Raw genomic sequence first — 17,253 nt, forward strand, 5'->3', positions numbered from 1 at the left:
ACCAGTACATCGAGACTGTGAAGGGAGGAATGACGCGTCCGTATTCGGACTGCTTGTAATCGCCACGCAGCAGGTCCGCTACTGACCAGATGAAAGAAGAAAGTACTTGGTGATTCATAACTTCGCCTACAGCGAGGCATTATTTTTTCTTGGTCAATTTACAAAAGTCATTTTTTAATACTGCACCGCAATTTAAAAGCAATGACTTTAAATATTCAATTTATCTCAATAATAGTTCATCTCAATATAAAAATCTTAAATTCAATCCATTTAATTACTACTCAGAAAATTCTCAAGATGAAAAAACAATCATCTATTAAATAGAATGAATTAATATTTCAGCAAGATTCATTAATGATTCATCTCACATTGGAACGGAAAATCGGCATTGCATTGCTGTAGCACCTGACCAAGCCGCTTTCATCAAGCTCACTACAAACAAGTTGCAAGCACTCACTTCAACTTATCAACAGACCTAATGTCGGTAGTGAACAACGGATTTTTACCGCGTCTTGACTTTTGTAATGCCTCTAAAAAATAACATTAGAGAAAATTCGAGGTGTAACGTCCTATTTAAGTCGCATTAGAAATCTTTAATCACTCAAAATAGGACGATTAATCCCATCAAGCCATACTGGTAATTTTTTGTCGTTCTTGATGTTTTTTTGGTTATCTCATCCAATGACATATAAAACCAATCCCATCAATCTATAGGAGCCTCATCAGATACCACCCTTCCTTGTTGATTTTTTAAATTGAATATATGCAAGCTGAAATGAAACGAACCAAATTCGACCACTCTTGCGCCTGTGAGCCTTGTTCTCACAGGCCCAGGTTTTTACAACCCCAGAACGGCTGGAGGTACGTCCATACCTCGTAGCTTCAACCGTTCTGTAGCCTTGGAAAGGATTTGCCATGTTGGCTACAGGCACGTATGGGCGGCGCGGCCGTCTTGGACAACTCGAGACCGGCATCCGCCTGGTTTCACCCACGTATGGGCGCTCACGCATACGCACGTACAGTGCCAGCAGCGGCGAAATCATCGTCGACAGCCAAGCCGAACGCTTGGTATCCCAGATGCTGGCCATCGACCCCAGTGTCAGCAGCTATCGTCCCCAGCCTTTCACGATTGACCTGAACGCTCAAAGACTGCTGACGACTCGAGAGCAAGTCAAAGAAGTTCTGGACCGCTATAGCCGGCACCTGGGACCTCGCCTCTATACCCCCGACTTCTGCATCCACTGGCAAGGCGCCAGGAAAACCGCCGTAGAAGTCAAAACCGAGTCCTACCCTGGCGACGCACGCGACCAGGAGCGTTGGACCCGTGCAGCAGCGATTCTGGCCGCCTATGGCTACGAATTTGCCAACGTGGTGGTGCCGAACCGTATGTTGGGTCCGCTCAAACAGAATGTGCAGCTATTGCAACAGGCCAAGCGTTTGCAATGCAGCTTACTGAGCCCTGAGCTTGCCAAGCAACTCGACCGCCTGGAGGGTCGCGCACTTACCTTAGGTGAGGTCTGCGCCCATCTCGCCCTTCCGCTGCCGCTGGCACCGACACTGCTGCTCTCTGGTGCGGTTTCCCTGGACCTGTTGCATCACCCGATGCACGCCGAGACACCCGTCGAGCTGGCCTATGGCGAACTTGAGCATCTGCGCCTTGTGGAAAGGATGTGGTGATGCTTCAAGGACTCAAAAAGGGTGACGCACTCACCGACATCACATCCAGCATTGAGTACTTCGTTGTGGACTCTCAACTGGTCGATGGCTGCATTGCCCTGCTGGACCGCAGCAGCCGCGAGCCCAAGTTTTGGCCGCTGCATGAGGTTTACGAAGGTATTTCCCAGCAGCGCATCAAACTGCACCGAGCAGACACGGCCTTCGTGCCGGTACACGCTCATGACAGTCCAGCATTTCTACAGCGCCTGAACTGGGCCACGAAATGCCTGCGCCAAGTGCTCGACACCACCGACGAGCTGGGGATGAGTTTTGACAGAGCTTTTCATCTGGTGCGTGACGAACATCGAGGCCAGCCGTTTCCCACCCGCTCCTCGATGTACCGCTTCAAAGCCCGCCATCTGGCCGGTCTTCCCGTGCTCAAGGGCGACAAAAACAAGGGCTGCAGAAAAGCGCGTTACCAACTCGAGGTTTACGAGCTCATCACGCAACACGCCCCCTTGTACTGCAGCCCCCATTCACGCTGGCAAATGCCCGCGTTTGTGCGATTTATCAACCAGCAAGCCAGAGACAAGGGCTACATCGAAGCCACCCAAAGCGTTAGCTTGAGACATGTGCGTGACACCTTGAAGCAGCAGGGCTACATCGACACAGGCTCCTACCGGATGGAGCGCAAGAACGTCGCTGCAGCGCGCTCTATGGGTGCCCGCCGTATTCACACGACCTACCCGTTTGAACGCGTGGAGATGGATGGCGTGCATCTGCCATTCCTGGTGCAAACAGACCATGGCGTGAGCTCCAACATCTGGTGTGTGCATGCTATCGAAGTCAAAACCGGCATGGTTCTGGGTTGGAAACTGGTGGTGGGAAGCCCGTCAGAAAACGATGGCCTCGACTGCATTCAGTCGATGCTGTTTTCCAAGAAGACGGCATTTCGACTCTTGGGACTGAACTACAGCTTCGACATCTATGGCACGCCGGGCCTGATTGTTTTTGACAACGGCGCCGAAGGCAAAGGTGAGCGCATGGAAAAGCTCTTGCTGCTGGGTATCGATACCGAACATTGCCCGGCACGCCATCCGCACAAAAAGCCCTATATCGAACGTCTCAACCGCAGTTTGAAAACCGCCCTTGAGACGCTTCCCGGCTGCACCCGAATGGATGGTATCGATGGCAAACGCACCATGGCTGCCGAGCGCGAAACCCCCTTGAGCTTGCTCGAAATCGAGCAGTTCATGGTGCGCTGGTATTACGAACAATGGGGCAACCAAACACTGGAGCGGCACCAGTACACCGACCCCGAGTGCGGAGTCACCCCCATGGAGCGCTGGAAGTATTTCACCGAGACATCAGGCCATGTCATGCCCATACCAGTGACTCAGGACGAATGGCGCAAAGTGACCTTGGTGAGAAGCCAGCGCAAGCTGTCTTCCAAAACAGGTATTACCTATGAAGGCCTCAGCTACAAGGGCTCCAATCTGCCGCATCTGCTGCAACGCTTTCACGAAGCTCCTGTCTCGGTTTATGCAGACCCGAGGGACTATCGCTTTATCTATGTCGATGACGGCAGCCAGTTGGTCGAGCTGGCAGAAGAGTTCGTGCATTCTGACTCTCCAGCTTTCACGCTGGAGCAATGCAAAGTGCAGCGCAAGGCCCTGCGTGAGCAGCTCAAACCTGGCGAAGCGAGCCAGTTTGAACGCGACATTTGGAGCCAATCTCTGCAGACAACGACCAGAAAGACTCCCGAAAAAACTGCGCAAAGAAATCGCACTACGGCCAAAAAACACAAGGAGTCGCAAGCTATCCAGCGCGCGATTGCGAAGCCGCTAAAAGCCTCGAGCCTGCTTGGTGAATCGGTCAACAAGGTTCATGACGCAACGATGACTTTTGACAACCTGCCGACTTTCGATGTCGTGGACCGCCGTAACGAGGGTGGCAAAGCATGAACAACGCCCAAGAACTTCGCCAAGCCATTGAACACTGCGTGATTCAGCATCCTGAATTTCGCAAACACGCCGACAGCCTGCAACAGCGCATTGACGATGCCATTGCCGGCTATTCGCCGCGTATCGAGTGGCTGATTGGACCGCCCCAAGTGGGCAAACATGTGCTGTGCAACATGCTGTCGCGCCAATACCCATCGCAACGCATCAACGGCAAACTACAAATCCCAGTGCTGGCGGCCAACCTCCCCTCCAGCATCACCCCGGAAATGCTGCCCACTATGTTGCTAAGCAAGCTGGGCCAACCTCTACCGCAAAAAACCAGCGAAAACGATGTGATGTTCAAACGCCTGTGTGACTGGCTTCATCTGGCCGGAACCAAGGTGGTGATTTTTGAGAACGCCAGTTACCTGGTCAACCCTAGGGCTCGCATGCAACCACTGGGTGCCGGTGACTGGTTCAAATCGCTGGTGCACATCACCGGCGTGACCGTGGTGCTGATGGGTCTTCCTCGTCTTGAGCAGCTTTTTACCTGTAACCCAGAGCTTCGCTCATCCGCCGCTGAAGCCATTTTTAGACATCACACTGGATGTCTGTCAGCGGCATTTCAACGGACGCCTTGGTGCACAGGACCAGACAAACGCCCCTGCGGAGCAAAACTTCAAACATTTGGCAGTGGCCGCCAAGCAGATGGGCGTCTCGCGCGCCCTGCTTATCAAGGCCATTGCTCAGGGGGAATGCGCGCATCGAACTATGCGTTACGGCACAAAAGGCGAGACCTTCGAGGTTTCACTAGAAGAGATTTCCCGTATCCAGGTCGCCCGCCAAGACTGGATTGACGAGGTCTCGGCATGCACTCTAACCGGCGTTACGCCAGCCATTCTTCAAAACATGGCAGCTGCAGGAATTCTGCAATCGGACCTCAAGTGGCGCGGAAATATCTTCAGAGCCGGGGCGTTTTATCAGCCCTCGTTGGTACAGCTCCATAAGGCGCTGAAGGAGTTCAGCAATCCATTCAAAACGGATGAAGAAACGGTGACATGGTCTGCACTGACCAGCCGCCGTATGGGCGATAAAGCGGCGATTGCATCCGCCATGATGGCCGCCTCCTTGGGTGAAATCCGGGCAGTCAAAGTCGGCAAAAAGCTTGGCGACTATGCGTTCTTGCTCTCCGATGTGCGGCGTTATTTCGGCACCCCACTGCTGGAATCGGGGATGTCCATTGCCCAGTTGTCCAAAGCGACCGGGTGGAAGAATGAATCCATCGCCCACTGGATAGACGAACAGTTGCTCGAGGCGGAACAAATTCAGCTGCGCGGCCAGCTTTGCCGAGTCATTACGCCCGCGCAATTGCTGCGTTTTCGGCGCAGCTACATACCGCTGGCGGACTTGGCAAAGGTCATGGAGAGCAGGCCTTCGTCTCTCATCGACAAGCTCGCAGATGTCGATGTCGTTGGTGCCAAAAAACTTCCCAATGGAGCTCAGCGTGGTGCCCTTATACGCATGGCGGACCTTGGCAAGTGGGCCATGGTTGGACTGCAGGTTTCACGTGGCGGACTGTTCAAGCTGCAGGACTATTCATGAGCATGGTGGAGACCCCAAATGACACCTGAATTCAGCGAATACCAGCCACAGGCAACGATTCCGAAAGATTTTCCTAGGAGTGCAGAGCGCGGTGCTGCAGGCGGTGCGGCTACCAAGTTCCTTGCGAGATACATGGACGGGAAGTATGTGGTCGGCGATACCCCGGCCGAGCATCAGGAACGCTACCTCGCTTGCTGCTCGCTCGTTTCTGACCTCATTGCCTACTGTCGTAGAAAGCAAAAGCAGGACGTGGCCTGGACCGCTCAAAGCTTGCGCCAACGGGTCATAGAAGGCCTCAAAGAATCGCCGCAGCTCGAGCTGACAGGCAAGGAGTTGGCTTGGGTTCTGCGCGAGCTATCCATATGCATGGACTGGACGACTCCGGAAGGAGAGCCGCGATAGCTACATGCGTCTGGCTAAGCCAGACGCATTGCCCACCATCACTTGGTACCGAATTCCCCATCAGCGAAGTCAGCGTCCAGTTTTCTGGTCCAGGAGCACGCAATGCAAAGAGTGAATATTCAGGCAATCGAGCAGCAGGCCACCGTAACGCTCGCGGCATGGAGCGTCTTTGAAGTACAGCTCCCGCATGAAGCTGCGCCCACTTGGCATCTCTGTGGGTTCCGTTTAGAGACAAATCGCGGCAAGGTCAGCTCCGCGATTTCTGCGTTTGACCCATACACGGCGCGGTGCATTACACGCAGTGGCAATGTCTATGAGCTGTATGGCAACCCGGGCGCAAATGCCGATGCGCTAGCCACTCGTGGTGTGTGGCTTCGGATGAACCAGGTTCAGCATGACCTGGATGTCACTCCTGCGTTCTTGGCATACCTGCAGCAAGGCGGCCAGTCATGAATCAATCTCAACGTCCCGTGATTTTTCTCGATTTCGACGACGTCATCTGCTTAAACAGACCCTACGGCGGCTATGACGCCAAGCTTGCAATCCACGATGAATCCTCCGAGGTTTGGGCCCGCTTGTTTGACGCAAAGGCCAAACAGCACCTGGAGATGCTCCATGAAAAATTCACGCCCTGGTTCGTGATTTCCAGTAGTTGGTGGTGGCTTTTTGACAGGGAAGAGCTAGTCGAAGTCATGCAGCGCAGCGGGCTCAGCTTTGTCTCGGACAGCTTGCACTCCGCATGGGCAACACCCAAGCAATCACGCCAAGGAATGCGTGCGACAGAAGTGAAAAGTTGGCTTGCGCTCCACCCTGAGTTTTCCAACGCGTGGGTTGTCATCGACGACAAACTTTCAGGCACTGGCTTCAAGAATTGGAGCCGTGAAGCCTTGTCATACGTAGTTCTCTGCCAGCTGGAAGTTGGTCTTCAAACTTTGGAAGTTGCACAACTACATGATGCTCTCGAGCGCAGGATGAACATCAAGAGTTAGGAATTCGCTGCCGTTTTAGATACGGCTCAGCAAAGAAACAGCATGACCTCACTAACATGCTAGGGGTCAAGGTGTTAAGTAACTAAGGAATCCAAGTGTTCGAAGCCGCAGGCGATGAAACACTACAGTCATAAAACAAGCAGAAGAAGGGAGCAGCGTGAGCACGACCGTGTTTTTTGAAGCAGAGCGGTTCAGATTCTTTCGGCCACTGGCAGGCTCCAGGCGCGAACTCATTGCCGCCTGCCTGCGGGTGGCCTTGGCTACAGGTGCGCGACTCGCAAGCTATCCGAGAAGCGACAGGCCGACTTACACGACAAAAGACATCAGCTCAACTCTGGCGAGAAGCGGTACAGACAACATTGCACGCCTCCGATGAGGCCAAGAAGTCCATAGGCAGCTATCTCATCGACATCCCGGGCCGCACAATGACCGACGTGATGGCACGCTTGAATCTTCTCAGCGGACTCAACGGTCACCTGCAAAGGTAGAAGTCTCCTTGCTTCCGGTGCGGTATTGAAAGTCGGTGCTCAGGGGAAGGTCCGGAGACAGTGCGAAGCAATCTGGATTACTGAGCCAAGCAGGGGAGTACCGGAATGCCGAGACCTCCTTTTGCCCCTGTCTGGAAAATTGCAGTTCGCCCACTTCCAGTCCCGTGTCGCCCAGATAGACGAGCAGCGTCCGCGTTGTGCTGGTTTTTGCTTTTTTTGTCGTTGCCATTACAGGGCTCCACTGTCCGGGTTGGTTTTGCGTACCCGGATGCGTTTGGCTACCGCCTTGTTCATGAGCGCTAGGCCGAGCGCATCATTGGTGGTGTTCAGTGCCTTGTTGAGTTCGGGCAGGAGGTTCAGGATGTTCAGGACCCGAACCACAGCGCCCCACGACACCCCGGGGTCGCCCTGTTCCAGCCGGTAGAGAGTCTTTTTTGAGATGCCCGCCCGCTCCGCCATGGATGACGTAGAAAGCCCTCGGCGTCGGCGGGCCAGCGCAAGGTCATCTCCGGCAGCAACCAGCGCACGCTCGACCGGTAAGGGCATCGGTCTTTCGGTGATGCGGCCGGAAAGCTTGGGGGTCGCCGCTGCTTTCACTTTATCGGTCATATCTGAACCCTTATCGAGTAAAAAGGTCATATTTGACCGTCATACGAAATTTCTCAGCTGGATACCAGTGCGTTGTTAAAAACGGCCAGATAAGGGACAGTATTTAGATTAAGAAGTCATAACTGACTCTTTGTTGTAGAGTCGGGCGCGAGACCTCAAATGGAGATTGCCACGCCCCCCCTAGCTCAAAGCCCCTAGATGCTCGGACCAGCTGTTCTCTTCGGCTTGCTCCCGCTTGACCGCAGGCAGGACTCGTGACCTAGGTAGTGCCTGCGCTTCCTGGTCGAAAGAGCGCCCTGCACCGTGTTGACTCCGCCGAAGATTTCTTCGGCAAAGAAAAGACCACAGCAGCTTGCGCTACCGTGGTCTGGGCGTGTCCGAATTTTTGTGTAAACGGTTCGGACTATCAGTTGATAGAGATGCGGTCTGCGAACTCAATGGTAAAGCGTGTCAGTGCAGCTTTCCAATCCCGGATGGGCATGCTCCACTTCTGGCTGATGTTGCGCAAAGCCAGGTAAAACAGCTTGGTCAGCGCTTCGTCGCTAGGGAAGTCTCGTTGCAAGAGACAGCCATATCCGACGGGTACTTCCAATGATGCGCTTGTACCATCCTCGCTTTTGCTCAAGTGCGTATTCCGGTTGAATTGACCGCCTGTTCCGGTTGCGACTGACCAGGCTGCTGGTCGTGACCGGCTGAGTTCGGACGGGAGCAGTCCTTCAACGGCTCCCGGCAAGCGACTGCTTCGGACCTGAAAGCGGCGGCGCTATCGTCCAGTTTTGCAACTATCAGAGGTCACTCAGACTGCGTCACCAGCTTGGACAACTCATCAATGCCTACCGGCGGTTTTGCAAGCCATTGCAATGCAAATACTTTCTTGGCCAGCCGTTCGGAAACACGTGCAATTTGTTTTGCTTCTCCGGATAGGCGGGCAGTTAGCAGCGGGTCCCTGGTTCCGGTTGCCAGAATGCTCTTGTTAATTACCCAGGCGAAAGGCTCAACCTTGGCTCTGCGCAAATCCTCTTGTAATGCCTCAGCCTGCGACACAGGCGTCGTTTCGGGAAGTGTGACGAGAATGATTTTGGTGTACTCGGGGTCTTGCAGCCTCATCAATGGGGTAACAACCCGAGCGGAGGTTTTTCCTTTAAACTCCTGCATCATTTGACGGTGATAAGCCCCCGTGGCATCCATGAGCAACATGGAATGCCCGGTCGGTGCAGTATCCAGAACAACGAAGGAATTGCGCGCTTCACTCACCACGTGTGAAAACGCATGAAATACAGCGACTTCCTCTGTACAAGGTGAACGCAAGTCTTCCTGCAACAAGGCGCGCTCTTGTTCGTTCAATCCCGCGCCCTTGGACGCCATGATTTTCTCGACATAGCGCTGGGTTTCAATGGTGGGGTCGATGCGGTCCACACGCAGACCGTCAACGGCACCGTCCAGGGTAGCCGCCAAGTGTGAGGCCGGGTCAGTCGTGCTCAAATGCACGGACTTTCCGCGCTGGACCAGACCCAAGGCCAGGGCAGCCGCGATGGTCGTTTTTCCAACCCCGCCTTTTCCCATCACCATGATGAGTCCTTTGTCGGCGTGAGCCAGCTCGTCCACCAGGGCATCCAGGCCCATGCCTTGCTTCATCGTGGGAAAGTGCTCGGCTGTCATGCCTGAAACAATTGACGTGCCGGGATGAAGAAGTGCCCGTAAGGCCGGTAAGCCAACCGTGTCAAAAGCTCGCAGCGGGACTTGGTCCTGATGCAGCGCACGCAGGTTCTGAGGCATTTCATCGATGGCTTGCTGACCCAGCGATTCCATAGCACTGGCGACAGCGTCTTGTTTGTCGGTCGCTCTGAACAAACCGTTGACGATGAGCCACTGGTTACTCAAACCCAAAGCCTTGAGCTCCTCGGATGTTCGTGACGCTTCCACTATCGCCCCCTTTTCTGGGCGGGTGACCAGAACAACCGTCGTGAGGGCTGGATTGGACAAGGCATCGAGGGCCGCTTTGAACCGAAGTTCCTGCATCTTCAGGCCCGAGTGCGGACCCAAACAGGAGGCACCGCGGTCATTTCCAGCCAGGAATCCTGTCCAGGCCTTTGGCAGGCTCAGCAGGCGCAGGGTGTGTCCCGTCGGAGCCGTATCAAAAATGACGTGGTCGTAGTCCTGGTTCTCCTCAGACAACAGTACAGAAAATTCGTCAAAAGATGCAATCTCTGTCGTGCATGCCCCAGATAGCTGTTCCTTCACTGTTGAAATCTCAGCATCAGAGGATTCCTGGCTCATCTGCTGAATGACTCGTTGCCTGTAAGCCTCGGCAGCGACATCCGGGTCAATATTCAATACGGACAGGCCAGGCGCACCGGGCACAGGTGTTGGCTGGTTGCTCAGTGGAGCGCCAAGCATTTCATCCAAGTTTGAAGCCGAATCCGTACTGACTAGCAAGACCTTCTTGCCTGCATCCACCAATTGCAAAGCAACGGCAGCGGACAGAGATGTTTTGCCAACGCCCCCTTTGCCCGTGAAGAAGATGTGCCTTGTAGGATGATTCAATAGACTCAGTGTTTCCGGCTTCATGACTCATTTCAGTTGGTTGAGCGAGGTAATTCCCGTCTTATACGCCCCAGACTTCTCCTGGACCTGACGATGACCGAGTAAATGACCACCTTGTCCAGCGACTACTGCTTCAACATGCGTTCATGGCCCTCCATGGCATCTTTGCCATGGTCTGAGAGTTGGGCATCAAACCATTTGTGCAAAGCGGCGACCAGGTTGGCATCTACAGTCTTGTAGGTCAACTCAGCACCTCCTTTGACATCTTTGTAGGCGATGGCTATTTGACCGGGTTTAGCGGCCTTCAACTCCGCCAATCCCGGCATGTCTTGACCATGAATGTGGCTGGGACCGGAGAAGTCGCCTTGGAGAAACTGTGCACGAATCTCTTGCAAGTGCTTGCGAACCAGTTTCTCCTGCGCTTTGTCGGAGGGCATCTTGGCCACCACACGCTGCACGCCGCCTTCTGCATTCTTGGTGAAAATGTGGGTCGTGGCAGGTAGGCTGAAGGGCATGACATCTTTGCCGCGCGCCGACACCTCCGCTTGCCGTTGAGCATCTGCCATCATTTTCATGTGTGCCGCATGGTCCATTTTGGAGTGGTCCATCATCATCGGGGTCGTGGTCTGGGCCTGTGCCATTGCAGCAATCAAGGTGATGACGAAAGTCAGTCCAAGGCGTTTGTTCATGGTGTTTTTCATATTGAAGTTGTACTCATGCCCTGTATTTCTGGAGGCATCCAAATCGAAGCCATAGAGCTGTTACTTATAAAAGGCGGCCTTGCAGCGAAGCGGAACTTCAGGATGTCAGCTCGCAAGATTGCGTCGGGTCGTTCTGCGACGGGCAGCCTACCGTCCAGCAGGCTTTGGACAATTAAATCGATGCTTGATTCACGCGCTTTGATAGCTCCGCAGCCGTCTCTTTGCGCTCACTGTAGCGGTCTACCAAGTAGGGGGACACATCCCGGGTGAGTAACGTGAATTTCATCAATTCCTCCAGCACATCCACGATGCGGTCGTAGTAGCTGGAAGGCTTCATGCGGTTGTCGTCACCAAACTCCAGGAACGCCTTAGCAACTGAAGACTGGTTGGGAATGGTCAGCATGCGCATCCAGCGGCCCAGAATACGCATTTGGTTCACTGCATTGAAAGACTGCGAGCCGCCACAGACTTGCATGACTGCCAACGTTTTTCCCTGGGTGGGCCGAATCGCACCTTCGGACAATGGAAGCCAGTCAATTTGCGTTTTCATCACACCTGTCATGGCTCCGTGACGCTCAGGTGAGCACCACACCATGCCCTCACTCCATCGCGTCAGCTCGCGCAGCTCCTGAACCTTGGGGTGATTCACTGACGCATCATCTACCAATGGGAGCCCGGTGGGGTTGAAGACCTTCACCTCAGCCCCCAACGCTTTGAGCACCCGCGCAGACTCTTCAATCACCAGTCGGCTAAAAGACCGTTCACGCAAAGAGCCATACAGTAAGAGGATGCGCGGTGCACCGCACAGGCAAATGCCCCCAGCATGGCTTTCACCGAAAAAATCACGGGTACGCCCGAGACAAGAAGCGCCATTCCTATGCCCAGCCCTGCAAGCAGGCCAACACCCCCACCCACAATGGTCACCATGCTGGCTTCCGTCAGGAACTGACGCAGGATGTCACGCTGCCGAGCCCCCACCGCCATGCGAATGCCGATCTCCCTGGTCCGCTCGCGCACCGTCATCAGCATCACGTTCATGACTCCGATGCCGCCAACCACCAGTGAAACGGCCGCAATCAATCCCAGCATCACGGCCATGCTCTGGCGCGTTGCTGCTTCTGCCTGAATACGAGCGGCTGCATTGCCGATGCCGAAGTCTTCCCGCCCCCCGTGCCGCGCTAGCAGAAGGCTGCGGATGGATTGCTCGGCTTCATGAACCAGCTCCGAGGAGCAGGCCTCCACAACCACATAGTCGGGCTGTGTCTGCGCTTGATAGACTCTTGCGCGCCCCGACTGATAGGGAATGAAGACCATGTCGTCATAGTCCTGGGCACCAGAGTCAGCCCCACGCTCGCTCATGACACCGATGACTTCGAATGCTGAGTTCCCGATGATCAGCTGCAGACCCAAGGGATTGGCTACCTCCGGGAAAAAATGCTGGTACGCCTTGTGACCTATCACCACCAGCGGGGCCAGATCGCGGTCTTCCACATCGGTGAAGTAACGGCCTTGGGCCACACTCCAGTGGTGAACCAGTGGCATTTCCTGGCTGGCGGCAAACACATAGAGCTGCTTGTCGGCCTTGCCATAGCGCACCGTGACAGGGTCTCCGATGACAGGCATTACTCTGCGTATCGCTGGCAACTCCTGCATGGCAGCAAGATCGTCTTCGGTGATCTGGCCCGCAGGCCCACCGCTGGCCGGTGGTTTGCTTCCCATATAGAGAATGGCCGTTCCCATGGTGCCCATCTGCTCAACCACTTTGCGCCGTGCACCTTCACCAATGGCCAGCATGACGATCACCGAGGCCACACCGATCACGATGCCCAGCAAAGTCAGGCTGGTGCGTACCCGGTTCATGCGCATGCCGCGCCAGGCACTGCGTGCCGCTTCGGAAATTTCAGCCACCCACGAAATTGCCGACGTTGCGGTGTTTCGCTTCGAGGTCAAGGGCGGAAGCTCGCCACGAGCGTGAATGCCATCAGGGGCACTGTCATTGACGACACGTCCATCGCTGATTTCGATGACACGCCTTGCCTGGGCTGCAACTTCGCGATCATGCGTAATCACAATGATGGTGTGCCCCGCATCGGCCAGCTCGCGCAGCAAGGCCATCACCTCGGCACCGCTATGCGAGTCAAGAGCCCCTGTCGGCTCATCGGCCAGGATGATGTGGCCGCCGTTCATCAACGCTCGCGCAATAGACACGCGCTGCTGCTGCCCACCCGAGAGTTGATTGGGGCGATTGCTCAAGCGTGATCCCAGCCCCAGACGCTCAAGCAAAAGCTGAGCTCTGTGCACCCGCTGCTCCTTGGGCAGACCTGCGTAAATCGCCGGCATCTGCACATTCTCCGAAGCGCTTTCACTGGAAATCAGGTGGTAGCCCTGAAACACGAAACCAAAGGCTTCACGACGCAACCAGGCCAAGGCATCCGAGTCCAGCGTGGACACGTCCTGCCCTTGAAATTGATAGCAACCTTCGCTTGCCTTATCAAGGCAACCCAGGATATTCATCAAAGTGGACTTGCCCGAGCCGGAGCTGCCGACGACGGCCACATACTCGCCCGCGCGAATATCCAGATCAATGCCGTGCAACACGGTCACCGACGGCTGTTCACCCACTCCGCCATAGTGCTTGCGAATGCCACGCAGCGAAATCAGCGCAACCGGCTCCATCGCACTCACCATTGCAGCCACCGCAGACCGCCAGGGATCATGGTTTCGCCAACGATGACGCGCTCGCCCTCGGCCACACCATCGAGCACCTGGACCTGGTGGCGGCTTCGCACCCCCAGCTTCACGCTTCGCAGCTCAGGTTGCTGTTTAGATGTCAGCACCCGAACACTCTGCGATTGCTGGTCCTTTTGCGACTGCAGCGCAGTCAATGGAACCGTCAAGGTCTGCTGCGCGCTACCGGTCACAAAGACCACCTGGGCCGTCATCTGCGGCAGCAACTCCGCGTCCTTGTTATCCACATCAAACAATGCCGTATAGGTTACGGCCTTGGTAGCTGCTGCGGGTGTCGCCGCATTGCCTGCGGCGGGTACGACGCTGGCCGGAGGCGCAGGCAGTACCTGTCTCACCTTGCCGTTCCAGCGCCGAGCCTGTTCCTGACCCGCACTCCCCAGAGTGGTGAAATAGACCGGCATGTCCGCGGTCACGCGCCGCACATCGGCTTCCGATACATCGGTCCAGACCGTCATGGCCGTCAGATCGGCAATGCGCAAAATATTGGGTGTCTGGTAGGTCGCATTCAGGGTCTGCCCTTCGCGTGCATCCACAGACACGACCGTGCCAGACATCGGCGCATAGATGCGGGTATAGCCCAGACGGGCTTCATCCGCTTTGAGGCTGGCCTGCGTTTGCTGCATCTGCGCCTTGAGATGGTCAATGCGCGCCGCCGCTCCTGCTACCTGGGCCTCGGCAATCTGCACGTCTTCCTGCCTTGTAGCCTCTTCGGCTGCCAGTTGCTGCTGTCGCAGCAATTGCTGGCGGGCCAGTTTCAGCTGCGCCTGCTGCTCTGCAATCTGGGCTCGCAAGCTTGCCAACGATGCTCTTCCCGCATCCACGGTGGCGCGCTGGACACTGGGATCAATTTCGACCAGCAATGCACCCTTCTCGACTTTGGCCCCCGGGCTCACCAACAAACGGGTAATCTGCCCTGAAACCTGTGCTCCTACATCCACATAAGTTAAAGGCTGCAAAGTGCCAATGGCCGTGACGGTGGATTCCACATCGCCGCGCTGCACCGAAGCACTTTGGTACTCAACCCGTGAGCGACTTCCCCACCACAGAGCAGCGCCTGCAGCACAGACCAGAAGCAGCCCGAGGCCGCCCCAGCGTTTGAGTTTTCCCACCGTCATGAACGTCGCACTTTCCAGAAAACAATTCGCAGTCGCTGCTGAAACGCATGCTCAAGGCATGAGTTGGAGCGATTGAAGATCCAAAGCCAAACAGGCGTAGAGGTGACCGTCACCAGAGGCAACTGACTGCACCCAGCAGCGCCATCACGGCAGCAGCTACCGCAAAATTCCGAGCCGACCAGGAGAGCCCTGCGACTGTCGCGAGCGCACCCAGACTCCAGAAACCCAGCACCAGCGCAGTACTAACCGTTGCGCTCCAACTGCGAATGGCCGGTAGCCAGACTGCCAGTAAAAGTAGGAATCCCAGCACACGCAGCGCCATGCGATGTGCTGCAGGCACCTCATCCAGTGGCTTCAATTGCGCGTAATGACGATCCATGGCAAGGGCCAACGCCGTCATTCCTCCCATTGAAAGAGCCAGAGCCTGCAAAGATGATTGCCACAGAGTCATGAGAGGCTCCCTTGCTTGGCGGCATTGGCGTCCACCACCGCAGACAAGTCTTTCGACACTTCACGAGGCATCTGTTTTCGCACAGGCTTCGGCCTGCGCATCCAGAACAAAGCAGCGACAGCCGCCACCCCGACCACAATGGCAAAAAGCTCGACTCCTGCGCTTTCCCAGTCCCCCTCCAGAAGATATCCAACAAGGTGATCTCCGGTGGCCAGGAAGTTCAGCACAGGCAGCAGAAGACACAGCACAGCCAGCGCCGTCATCTGATCACGCCATGCCATTGGCGGCGACCTCAATAGCGCATGCAGAAGAGCCAGAATCCAGAGCGCAAAAAACGACACTAGCTCCCATCTGGAGCGTTGCGAAAGCTCGATGGGGAGCAAACGATTGGCCCACAAAAAGCCCACGCAAGCGATGCCCAGCCCCACAATGGCTGCCACATTCAAAGCCTCAACCATCCGGTAGACCGTCGAGGTGCTGGCTCCAAACTCCCCCTGGTGCTTGCTGCGCCGCTTGACCATGAAGAGGATCGCCCCCGTCGCCATCATGGCGCTGCCGGCCAGGCCACAAACGAAGTACACCCACTTCAGCGGAAAACCGCCATAAGTAGCCATATGCAGCCCACCTATCACCGATTGCGTGAGTGAAGCCGCACCGCCGCTCACATCGCCAGGCAGGCGCAGCTGCTGCAGCTCTCCGGTGGCAGCCGAGAACATGGCCATGCCACTGGTGGAACTGAGACGCTTGTTCAGATCATCGGCGGCATTCCATCCATAAACGCCAACGCGTGCAGCAGCATCTCCGGGGTAATCAATCACCACCGCGCGCACCGGTTGCCCGATCAGCTCTTGCCCACGCAACACCAAGGGCTCCAGATCCGGCACTTGCATGGGCTGCCCCGAGCGCTGTGGCTTACCCGGTTCATTCAGCGCCACTTGAAACGACTTGAGGGCTTCGGCACTGCTGCCATAGTAGGCAGCAATACCTGCAGGCATGAAGGTCGAGCAAGATATGGCGATGCCTGTGTAGGCAATCATGAACTGGAAAGGCAGAGTCAGCACCGCCACGGCGTTGTGCATGTCCAGCCAGCTTCTCTGCCCTTTGCTGGAGCGAAAGGTGAAGAAATCCTTGAAGATTCGTCTATGGGTGATCACTCCGCTGACCAGCGCTACCAGCATGGCAAGCGCGGCGATGCCGACAATCCAGAGGCCAACCTGCCCCGCATGAAGCTGGTAATGAAAATCCACAAAATGATGGCCACCTTCGGTCTGACGCACCTTGGGTGCATCAGCAGCGTCCACGGCATTGCCAGACTTGGGATCGAGTTCCACCGCAGCGTACTGCCCATTGGCATCAAACCAGTAGACGCGTAAATCGCCGCCCCCTTGGGCATCTGCAGGCCAAAGCTCCCACATTCCCGCACCCGGGTGCTGCCGCTTCATATAGGCCATGCCCCACTGCAGCCGCTGGCTCAGAGAAGACTCCACTTCTTGTGCAGAGCCTGTAGAGCGCGCCTCGGCTTGCTCATGTGCATGATGCTCCGGTGTCATCCAATGGGTGATCGGCTCCTCGAATACGGCCAGAGTCCCAGTCAGGAAAACGGCATACAGAAGCCAGGAGAACCATAAGCCACACCAGGTATGCAACCAAGCCTGCGCCTGACGAAAACTGCCTTGGCCGGCACCAAATTCATTCTTTGACTGCGCCATCACAGCCCCTTCAGGTACAACAAAGCGGCGGCTCCAGCGAGCATTACCAATATCAGAATGCTCAGCACGGCCCATATCCGTCGCGGTGAGGCCGGGGAGAACGCCCAAATCACGGCTGCGACATACCACAGCCAACTGGATTGCATGCCTCCCACAACCGCCTCAACACGCGCTTGGCTCATGGCGCCACATAGGACGACCCAGGCGCTGGAGATGGCATAGCCCCCCAGCACCGCTGCAGCTACGCGCGCGCCCACACCCCAGCCAGAATGCGATGCATCAGTTTGCGACATTGC

General features: G+C 55.8%; 16 protein-coding genes and 3 pseudogenes. 7 read left to right on the forward strand and 12 right to left on the reverse strand.

From position 1 onward, the window contains the following. Positions 1-13: 13 nt before the first annotated feature. A pseudogene (locus tag CLU84_RS22535) lies at positions 14-118 on the reverse strand (type I restriction-modification system subunit M N-terminal domain-containing protein); the annotation flags it as partial. A gap of 797 nt (positions 119-915) precedes the next feature. Between CLU84_RS22535 and CLU84_RS19535 the strand changes: the two are divergent. The 7 genes from CLU84_RS19535 to CLU84_RS19565 all read left to right on the forward strand — a co-directional run bounded on the left by CLU84_RS19535 (position 916) and on the right by CLU84_RS19565 (position 6,592). Next, entirely contained in the window at positions 916-1,677 is a 762-nt protein-coding gene (locus CLU84_RS19535; protein ID WP_099739568.1) for a TnsA endonuclease N-terminal domain-containing protein, read from the forward strand. Then, a complete protein-coding gene (locus CLU84_RS19540) occupies positions 1,677-3,620 on the forward strand; it encodes a DDE-type integrase/transposase/recombinase (RefSeq protein WP_099739570.1) in 1,944 nt (647 codons plus the stop codon). Before CLU84_RS19535 ends, CLU84_RS19540 begins: the two co-directional genes overlap by 1 nt. Further along, the gene (locus CLU84_RS19545) at positions 3,617-4,456 is read left to right on the forward strand and encodes an ATP-binding protein (RefSeq protein WP_099739572.1); all 840 of its coding nucleotides are present in this window, start codon (positions 3,617-3,619) and stop codon (positions 4,454-4,456) included. Before CLU84_RS19540 ends, CLU84_RS19545 begins: the two co-directional genes overlap by 4 nt. Before the next feature lie 52 nt (positions 4,457-4,508). After that, on the forward strand, positions 4,509-5,201 hold the full coding sequence (locus CLU84_RS22095; RefSeq protein ID WP_099739574.1) for a hypothetical protein: 693 nt from the start codon (positions 4,509-4,511) through the stop codon (positions 5,199-5,201). An 18-nt stretch (positions 5,202-5,219) separates the two neighbouring features. Continuing rightward, positions 5,220-5,603 carry a hypothetical protein gene (locus CLU84_RS19555; protein ID WP_099739576.1) on the forward strand — a complete coding sequence of 128 codons (384 nt, stop codon included), beginning with the start codon at positions 5,220-5,222 and terminating at the stop codon, positions 5,601-5,603. Between the two features lie 102 nt (positions 5,604-5,705). Continuing rightward, on the forward strand, positions 5,706-6,056 hold the full coding sequence (locus tag CLU84_RS19560; protein WP_099739578.1) for a hypothetical protein: 351 nt from the start codon (positions 5,706-5,708) through the stop codon (positions 6,054-6,056). After that, a complete protein-coding gene (locus CLU84_RS19565; protein ID WP_099739580.1) occupies positions 6,053-6,592 on the forward strand; it encodes an HAD domain-containing protein in 540 nt (179 codons plus the stop codon). Before CLU84_RS19560 ends, CLU84_RS19565 begins: the two co-directional genes overlap by 4 nt. Positions 6,593-7,057: 465 nt before the next feature. Here the strand turns inward: CLU84_RS19565 and CLU84_RS19575 are convergent, their stop codons facing one another. From CLU84_RS19575 to CLU84_RS19625, 11 genes and pseudogenes are all read right to left on the reverse strand, one after another. After that, on the reverse strand, positions 7,058-7,309 hold the full coding sequence (locus CLU84_RS19575; RefSeq protein WP_199173805.1) for a HipA N-terminal domain-containing protein: 252 nt from the start codon (positions 7,307-7,309) through the stop codon (positions 7,058-7,060). Beyond that, positions 7,309-7,689 carry a helix-turn-helix transcriptional regulator gene (locus CLU84_RS19580; protein ID WP_233210314.1) on the reverse strand — a complete coding sequence of 127 codons (381 nt, stop codon included), beginning with the start codon at positions 7,687-7,689 and terminating at the stop codon, positions 7,309-7,311. Before CLU84_RS19580 ends, CLU84_RS19575 begins: the two co-directional genes overlap by 1 nt. A gap of 406 nt (positions 7,690-8,095) precedes the next feature. Next, a pseudogene (locus CLU84_RS19585) lies at positions 8,096-8,239 on the reverse strand (IS256 family transposase); the annotation flags it as partial. A 242-nt stretch (positions 8,240-8,481) separates the two neighbouring features. After that, on the reverse strand, positions 8,482-10,257 hold the full coding sequence (gene arsA / locus CLU84_RS19590) for an arsenical pump-driving ATPase (RefSeq protein ID WP_099739583.1): 1,776 nt from the start codon (positions 10,255-10,257) through the stop codon (positions 8,482-8,484). Positions 10,258-10,358: 101 nt separating this feature from the next. Continuing rightward, positions 10,359-10,922 carry an aspartate carbamoyltransferase gene (locus CLU84_RS19595; RefSeq protein WP_099740063.1) on the reverse strand — a complete coding sequence of 188 codons (564 nt, stop codon included), beginning with the start codon at positions 10,920-10,922 and terminating at the stop codon, positions 10,359-10,361. A 184-nt stretch (positions 10,923-11,106) separates the two neighbouring features. Further along, positions 11,107-11,730: pseudogene (gene arsH / locus CLU84_RS19600) on the reverse strand (arsenical resistance protein ArsH); the annotation flags it as partial. After that, the gene (locus CLU84_RS19605; RefSeq protein ID WP_369826900.1) at positions 11,673-13,610 is read right to left on the reverse strand and encodes an ABC transporter permease; all 1,938 of its coding nucleotides are present in this window, start codon (positions 13,608-13,610) and stop codon (positions 11,673-11,675) included. The gene CLU84_RS19605 and the pseudogene arsH, both read right to left, overlap by 58 nt. A 5-nt stretch (positions 13,611-13,615) precedes the next feature. Next, a complete protein-coding gene (locus CLU84_RS19610) occupies positions 13,616-14,797 on the reverse strand; it encodes an efflux RND transporter periplasmic adaptor subunit (RefSeq protein ID WP_099739589.1) in 1,182 nt (393 codons plus the stop codon). Between the two features lie 109 nt (positions 14,798-14,906). Beyond that, positions 14,907-15,248, reverse strand: a complete 342-nt coding sequence (locus CLU84_RS19615; RefSeq protein WP_099739591.1) for a DUF3325 domain-containing protein — start codon at positions 15,246-15,248, stop codon at positions 14,907-14,909. Further along, positions 15,245-16,957 (reverse strand): PepSY domain-containing protein, encoded by a 1,713-nt coding sequence (locus CLU84_RS19620; RefSeq protein WP_099739593.1) that lies wholly within the window; start codon positions 16,955-16,957, stop codon positions 15,245-15,247. The genes CLU84_RS19615 and CLU84_RS19620 overlap by 4 nt, the downstream gene beginning before the upstream one ends. Continuing rightward, positions 16,957-17,250, reverse strand: coding sequence for a hypothetical protein (locus CLU84_RS19625; protein ID WP_099739594.1), 294 nt, complete (start codon positions 17,248-17,250; stop codon positions 16,957-16,959). Before CLU84_RS19625 ends, CLU84_RS19620 begins: the two co-directional genes overlap by 1 nt. Positions 17,251-17,253 lie beyond the last annotated feature (3 nt).

The organism is Comamonas sp. 26, from assembly GCF_002754475.1.
Lineage (GTDB): Bacteria > Pseudomonadota > Gammaproteobacteria > Burkholderiales > Burkholderiaceae_C > Comamonas.

Excerpts from the sequence above, each read along its gene's own strand:
- CLU84_RS19535 (WP_099739568.1), top strand. The coding sequence starts at position 916 with ATGTTGGCTACAGGCACGTATGGGCGGCGCGGCCGTCTTGGACAACTC.
- CLU84_RS19540 (WP_099739570.1), top strand. The coding sequence starts at position 1,677 with ATGCTTCAAGGACTCAAAAAGGGTGACGCACTCACCGACATCACATCC.
- CLU84_RS19545 (WP_099739572.1), top strand. The coding sequence starts at position 3,617 with ATGAACAACGCCCAAGAACTTCGCCAAGCCATTGAACACTGCGTGATT.
- CLU84_RS22095 (WP_099739574.1), top strand. The coding sequence starts at position 4,509 with ATGGCAGCTGCAGGAATTCTGCAATCGGACCTCAAGTGGCGCGGAAAT.
- CLU84_RS19555 (WP_099739576.1), top strand. The coding sequence starts at position 5,220 with ATGACACCTGAATTCAGCGAATACCAGCCACAGGCAACGATTCCGAAA.
- CLU84_RS19560 (WP_099739578.1), top strand. The coding sequence starts at position 5,706 with ATGCAAAGAGTGAATATTCAGGCAATCGAGCAGCAGGCCACCGTAACG.
- CLU84_RS19565 (WP_099739580.1), top strand. The coding sequence starts at position 6,053 with ATGAATCAATCTCAACGTCCCGTGATTTTTCTCGATTTCGACGACGTC.
- CLU84_RS19575 (WP_199173805.1), bottom strand. The coding sequence starts at position 7,309 with ATGGCAACGACAAAAAAAGCAAAAACCAGCACAACGCGGACGCTGCTC.
- CLU84_RS19580 (WP_233210314.1), bottom strand. The coding sequence starts at position 7,689 with ATGACCGATAAAGTGAAAGCAGCGGCGACCCCCAAGCTTTCCGGCCGC.
- arsA (WP_099739583.1), bottom strand. The coding sequence starts at position 10,257 with ATGAAGCCGGAAACACTGAGTCTATTGAATCATCCTACAAGGCACATC.
- CLU84_RS19595 (WP_099740063.1), bottom strand. The coding sequence starts at position 10,922 with ATGAACAAACGCCTTGGACTGACTTTCGTCATCACCTTGATTGCTGCA.
- CLU84_RS19605 (WP_369826900.1), bottom strand. The coding sequence starts at position 13,610 with ATGGAGCCGGTTGCGCTGATTTCGCTGCGTGGCATTCGCAAGCACTAT.
- CLU84_RS19610 (WP_099739589.1), bottom strand. The coding sequence starts at position 14,797 with ATGACGGTGGGAAAACTCAAACGCTGGGGCGGCCTCGGGCTGCTTCTG.
- CLU84_RS19615 (WP_099739591.1), bottom strand. The coding sequence starts at position 15,248 with ATGACTCTGTGGCAATCATCTTTGCAGGCTCTGGCTCTTTCAATGGGA.
- CLU84_RS19620 (WP_099739593.1), bottom strand. The coding sequence starts at position 16,957 with ATGGCGCAGTCAAAGAATGAATTTGGTGCCGGCCAAGGCAGTTTTCGT.
- CLU84_RS19625 (WP_099739594.1), bottom strand. The coding sequence starts at position 17,250 with ATGTCGCAAACTGATGCATCGCATTCTGGCTGGGGTGTGGGCGCGCGC.